Origin of the sequence: Xenophilus sp., from assembly GCF_044462705.1 — a bacterium.
GTDB lineage: Bacteria > Pseudomonadota > Gammaproteobacteria > Burkholderiales > Burkholderiaceae_C > Xenophilus > Xenophilus azovorans.
In genome coordinates this window covers 1-5,101 of the sequence record NZ_JBIQNC010000280.1, presented here as the reverse complement: position 1 = coordinate 5,101, position 5,101 = coordinate 1, and the positions used below count along the sequence as shown (strand labels likewise).

General features: G+C 70.7%; 3 protein-coding genes. 2 read left to right on the top strand and 1 reads right to left on the bottom strand.

Annotated elements, in window-relative coordinates; translation table 11 throughout:
• Both dnaE and pip read left to right on the top strand, forming a co-directional pair.
• Positions 1-3,442: DNA polymerase III subunit alpha (dnaE, locus tag ACIY1X_RS24620; RefSeq protein WP_399685824.1), on the top strand; the 3,442-nt coding region annotated here is incomplete at its 5' end.
• Entirely contained in the window at positions 3,439-4,392 is a 954-nt protein-coding gene (pip, locus tag ACIY1X_RS24615) for a prolyl aminopeptidase (RefSeq protein WP_399685821.1), read from the top strand. The genes dnaE and pip, both read left to right, overlap by 4 nt.
• 4 nt (positions 4,393-4,396) lie before the next feature.
• Here pip and ACIY1X_RS24610 read toward each other — a convergent pair whose 3' ends face one another.
• On the bottom strand, positions 4,397-4,936 hold the full coding sequence (locus tag ACIY1X_RS24610; protein WP_399685818.1) for a nucleoside 2-deoxyribosyltransferase: 540 nt from the start codon (positions 4,934-4,936) through the stop codon (positions 4,397-4,399).
• Positions 4,937-5,101: the final 165 nt, after the last annotated feature.

Below are 5,101 nucleotides of genomic sequence, written 5' to 3'. Positions count from 1 at the left end.
CGTCAAGGCCGCCGCGAAGGACGGCCAGCCCGCGCTGGCCATCACCGACCTCAACAACCTCTTCGGCGGCGTCAAGTTCTACAAGGAAGCGCGGGGCAAGGGCGTCAAGCCGCTGCTGGGCTGCGAGGTGATCGTCGAGGGGCTGGACGCCGACGCCGCGCCCAGCCGCATCGTGCTGCTGGTGCAGAACCATGCCGGCTACCTGAACCTGTGCGAGCTGCTGGCGCGCGCCTGGACGCAGAACGTGGGCCGGGGGGAGGCCCAGGCCAAGGCGAAGTGGGAATGGATCGAGCAGCTGAACGAGGGCCTGATCGCGCTCTCGGGCGCGCAGGCGGGGCCGCTGGGCGCGCCGCTGGCCAGCCGCAACGCCGAGCGCGCGCGCGAGGCGGCGCTGCGGCTGGCGGGCCTGTTCCCGCACCGCTTCTACATCGAGCTGCAGCGCGCCGGCCGGCCGGAGGACGAGCCCCACGTGGTCGCGGCCGTGCAGCTGGCCGCGCGGCTGAACCTGCCGGTGGTGGCGACGCACCCGGTGCAGTTCCTGGAGGCCGACGAGTTCGAGGCGCACGAGGCGCGCGTGTGCATCGCCGAGGGCGAGATCCTGGGCAACCAGCGGCGCGTGCGCCGCTTCACGCGCGAGCAGTACTTCAAGAGCGCGGCCGAGATGGAGCGGCTCTTCGCCGACGTGCCCAGCGCCATCGCCAACACGGTGGAGATCGCCCGGCGCTGCAACCTCACGCTCACGCTGGGCAAGCCGCGGCTGCCGGACTTCCCGATTCCCGAGGGGATGACGATCGACGAGTACTTCCGCGTCGAGTCCTTCAAGGGGCTGGACGAGCGCCTGGCGCACCTGTACCCCGACGCGGCGCAGCGCGAGCAGGAGCGCCCGCGCTACGTCGAGCGGCTGGAGTTCGAGATCGGCACCATCCTGAAGATGGGCTTCCCGGGCTACTTCCTGATCGTGGGCGACTTCATCCAGTGGGCCAAGGCCAACGGCTGCCCGGTGGGGCCGGGCCGGGGCTCGGGCGCCGGCTCGCTGGTGGCCTACGCGCTGAAGATCACCGACCTCGATCCGCTCAAGTACAACCTGCTGTTCGAGCGCTTCCTGAACCCGGAGCGGGTGTCGATGCCCGACTTCGACGTCGACTTCTGCCAGGGCAACCGCGACCGCGTCATCGACTACGTGAAGGACAAGTACGGCCGCAACGCCGTCAGCCAGATCGCCACCTTCGGCACCATGGCCGCGCGCGCCGCCATCCGCGACGTGGGGCGCGTGATGGACATGAGCTACACCTTCTGCGACGGCATCAGCAAGCTCATCCCCAACAAGCCGGGCAAGCCCGTCACGCTGCAGTACCCGCCGGCCGACCTGTCCGAGGCCGACAAGGAGAAGTACGCCATCGCCGCCGAGCCGCAGCTGGCCGAACGCATCGAGAAGGAGGAGGAGGTCAAGTCCCTCGTCGAGATGGCGCAGCGGCTGGAGGGCATGACGCGCAATATCGGCATGCACGCCGGCGGCGTGCTGATCGCGCCGGGCAAGCTCACCGACTTCTGCCCGCTGTACCAGCAGCCCGGCAGCGAGTCGGCGGTGAGCCAGTACGACAAGGACGACGTGGAGGCCATCGGCCTGGTGAAGTTCGACTTCCTGGGGCTGGCGACGCTCACCATCCTGGAGATCGCGCGCGAGTTCATCATGCAGCGCCACAAGGGCCGGGAGGACTTCGCCTACGAGAACATCCCGCTGGACGACAAGGCGACCTACCGGCTCTTCCAGGACGGCAAGACGGAAGCGGTGTTCCAGTTCGAATCCCGCGGCATGCAGGGCATGCTGCGCGACGCGCGGCCGACGCGGCTGGAGGACCTGATCGCCCTGAACGCGCTGTACCGCCCGGGCCCGATGGACCTGATCCCCAGCTTCGTGGCGCGCAAGCACGGCCGCGAGGAAGTCGAGTACCCGCACCCGGCCGTGGCCGACATGCTCAGCGAGACCTACGGGATCATGGTCTACCAGGAGCAGGTGATGCAGACCGCGCAGATCCTGGGCGGCTACTCGCTCGGCGGCGCCGACCTGCTGCGCCGCGCGATGGGCAAGAAGAAGGCCGAGGAGATGGCCGAGCACCGCGAGAAGTTCCGCGCCGGTGCGCTGGCCACGCACAACATCCCGCAGGAGAAGGCCGACGAGATCTTCGACCTGATGGAGAAGTTCGCGGGCTACGGCTTCAACAAGTCGCACGCCGCCGCCTACTCGCTGCTGGCCTACCACACCGGCTGGCTGAAGGTGCACTACACGGCCGAGTTCTACTGCGCCAACATGACGGTGGAAATGGACAACACCGACAAGCTGAAGGTGCTGTTCGAGGACGCGGTCAAGCATTTCGGCATGAGCTTCGAGCCGCCGGACGTCAACCGCGGCAACTACCGCTTCGAGCCGGTGAGCGACAAGGTGATCCGCTACGGCCTGGGCGCCGTCAAGGGCACGGGGCAGCTCGCCATCGAGGCGATCGTCAAGGCGCGCGAGGAGGGCGGGGCCTTCAAGAGCCTGTTCGACTTCTGCGCCCGGGTGGACCGCCAGCGCATCAACAAGCGCACGGTGGAGGCGCTGATCAAGGCCGGCGCCTTCGACACGCTGCATGCCGACCGCGCGGCGCTGGTCGCCTCGCTGGACCGCGCCTTCGACTACGCCGCGGCGCAGGAGGCCAATGCCAACCAGGGCGGCCTGTTCGACATGGACGCCGACGCGCTGGGCAGCAGCACCGAGGAGCCGCCGCTGGCCGAGGTGCAGCCCTGGGGCGTGAAGGAGCGGCTGATGCAGGAGAAGACGGCCATCGGCTTCTACCTCTCGGGCCACCTGTTCGACGAGGTGGCGCGCGAGGTGCGGCAGTTCGCGCGGCGCAAGATCGACGACCTGATCGACAGCCGCGAGCCGCAGACCATCGCCGGCATCGTCTCCGGCGTGCGCGTCATCAACGGCCAGCGCGGACGGCTGGCGCTGTTCGTGCTGGACGACAAGAGCGGCTCCATCGAAGCCGTGGCCGACGAGTCGGTGGCCGATGCCATGCGCCTGATCAAGGACGACGAGCTGGTCGTCGTCAGCGGCCGGCTGCAGCCGGGGCGCGGCGGCTTCGAGCCGCGCTTCAACGTGCAGCAGGTGTGGGACCTGGGCATGGCGCGCTGCCGCTTCGGCAAGTTCCTGCGCGTGGCGGTCAACGGCAAGCTGCCGGACATCGAGCGCATCGTGCGCGACTTCCCGCCGCGGCGCGAGCAGACCGAGGCCGGCGAGGTGCAGCAGGGCCTGCCGGTGCGGCTGGCGATGGCGCGCGCCGGCGCGCAGGTCGAACTGCAGCTGGGCGAGGCGGCGCGCTTCTTCCCGGCCGATGCGGCGCTGGCGAGCTGGATGGCGCAGGCCGAGGCGGGGCAGGCCGCCATCGTCTACGAGACGACATGACCACCCTGCGCACCCTCTACCCTGCGATCGAGCCCTACGCCAGCGGCATGCTGGACGTGGGCGACGGCCACAGCATCTACTGGGAGCGCTGCGGCACGCCGGGCGCGACGCCGGCGGTCTTCCTGCACGGCGGGCCGGGCGGCGGCCTCTCGCCGGCGCAGCGGCGCCTGTTCGACCCGGCGCGCTACGACGTGCTGCTGTTCGACCAGCGCGGCTGCGGCCGATCGACGCCGCACGCCTGCCTGGAGGCCAACACCACCTGGCATCTGGTCGAGGACATCGAGCGCCTGCGCGCGCTGGCGGGCGTGGAGCGCTGGCTGGTCTTCGGCGGCTCCTGGGGCTCGACGCTGGCGCTGGCCTATGTGCAGACGCATCCCGAACGGGTGAGTGCGCTGGTGCTGCGCGGCGTCTACACCGTCACGCGGGCCGAGCTGCAGTGGTACTACCAGTGGGGCGTGTCGGAGATGTTCCCCGACAAGTGGGAGCGCTTCCAGGCGCCCATTCCGCCCGAGGAGCGCCACGACATGATCGCCGCCTACCGCCGGCGGCTGGTGGGCGGCGACGAGGCCGCGAAGCTCGCCTGCGCGCAGGCCTGGGCGATCTGGGAGGGCGAGACCATCACGCTGCTGCCCGACGCGGCCCTCAGCGAGCCCTTCCGCGACCCGCACTTCGCCCTGGCCTTCGCGCGCATCGAGAACCACTACTTCGTGCACGGCGCGTGGCTGGAGGAGGGGCAACTGCTGCGCGACGCGCACCGCCTCGCCGGCATCCCCGGCGCCATCGTGCACGGCCGCTACGACATGCCGTGCCCGCTGCGCTACGCGTGGGAGCTGCACCGCGCCTGGCCGGACGCGCAGTTCCACCTGGTCGAGGGCGCCGGCCATGCGTACTCCGAGCCGGGCATCCTCGACGCGCTGATCCGCAGCACCGACCGCTTCGCGCGGGGTTGACGGTTCAGCGGCCGAGCAGCGCCGCGATCCGGCGAAGCGCTGCCGCCGCGTCGGCCTCGATGGCGGTCGAGCGCGTGAGCATCAGGTTCATGCGCTGGCCCAGCCCCTCGACCATGGTGCCGCTGCCCGCCTCGCGCATCGCGCCCTGTGCGTCGCGGGCGCAGCCGATGGCCGCGCACACGCGCTGCTCGTAGCTCGCCTCGGGCACGCCGTAGGCGACCACGGGCAGGCCCAGCGCCGCCGCGTAGCCGACCTCGAACACCGTGCCCGCATCCGGCTCCAGCCCGCGGAAGGGGGCGAGGTGGGCGATCACGCCGTCGCTGCCGCGCAGCAGCCGCACGTTGCCCTCGTAGATGCGCTGCGCGATCTCGTCGTCGCTGCCGCGGCGCGTGTCGACGCCCGCGTCCGTCGGCGCCACGCCCTGCAGGCCCAGGGCGTCGCACTGCGCCTTGAGGCCGGCGAACACGCGCTCGGCGTCGGGCCGGAACACGTCGGGTCCGGCCAGGTAGATGCGGGGGCGGCGGGATTGATCGGGCAGGGGCATGGCGGGCGAGGTGGATGGGCCCGATGCTACGCGGCGCGCCGCACGCGGCCCAGACCGCGGATGGGGGAAAGAGGGTGCTGCCTTTATGATGTTGATAATCCGATATCAACAAGGACCTGCGATGCACCGCCTTCCCGTCACCGTGCTGTCCGGCTTCCTCGGCGC

What these genes read in the sequence shown, in the direction of transcription:
- pip (WP_399685821.1), top strand. Translation starts at nt 3,439, where the DNA reads ATGACCACCCTGCGCACCCTCTACCCTGCGATCGAGCCCTACGCCAGC.
- ACIY1X_RS24610 (WP_399685818.1), bottom strand. Translation starts at nt 4,936, where the DNA reads ATGCCCCTGCCCGATCAATCCCGCCGCCCCCGCATCTACCTGGCCGGA.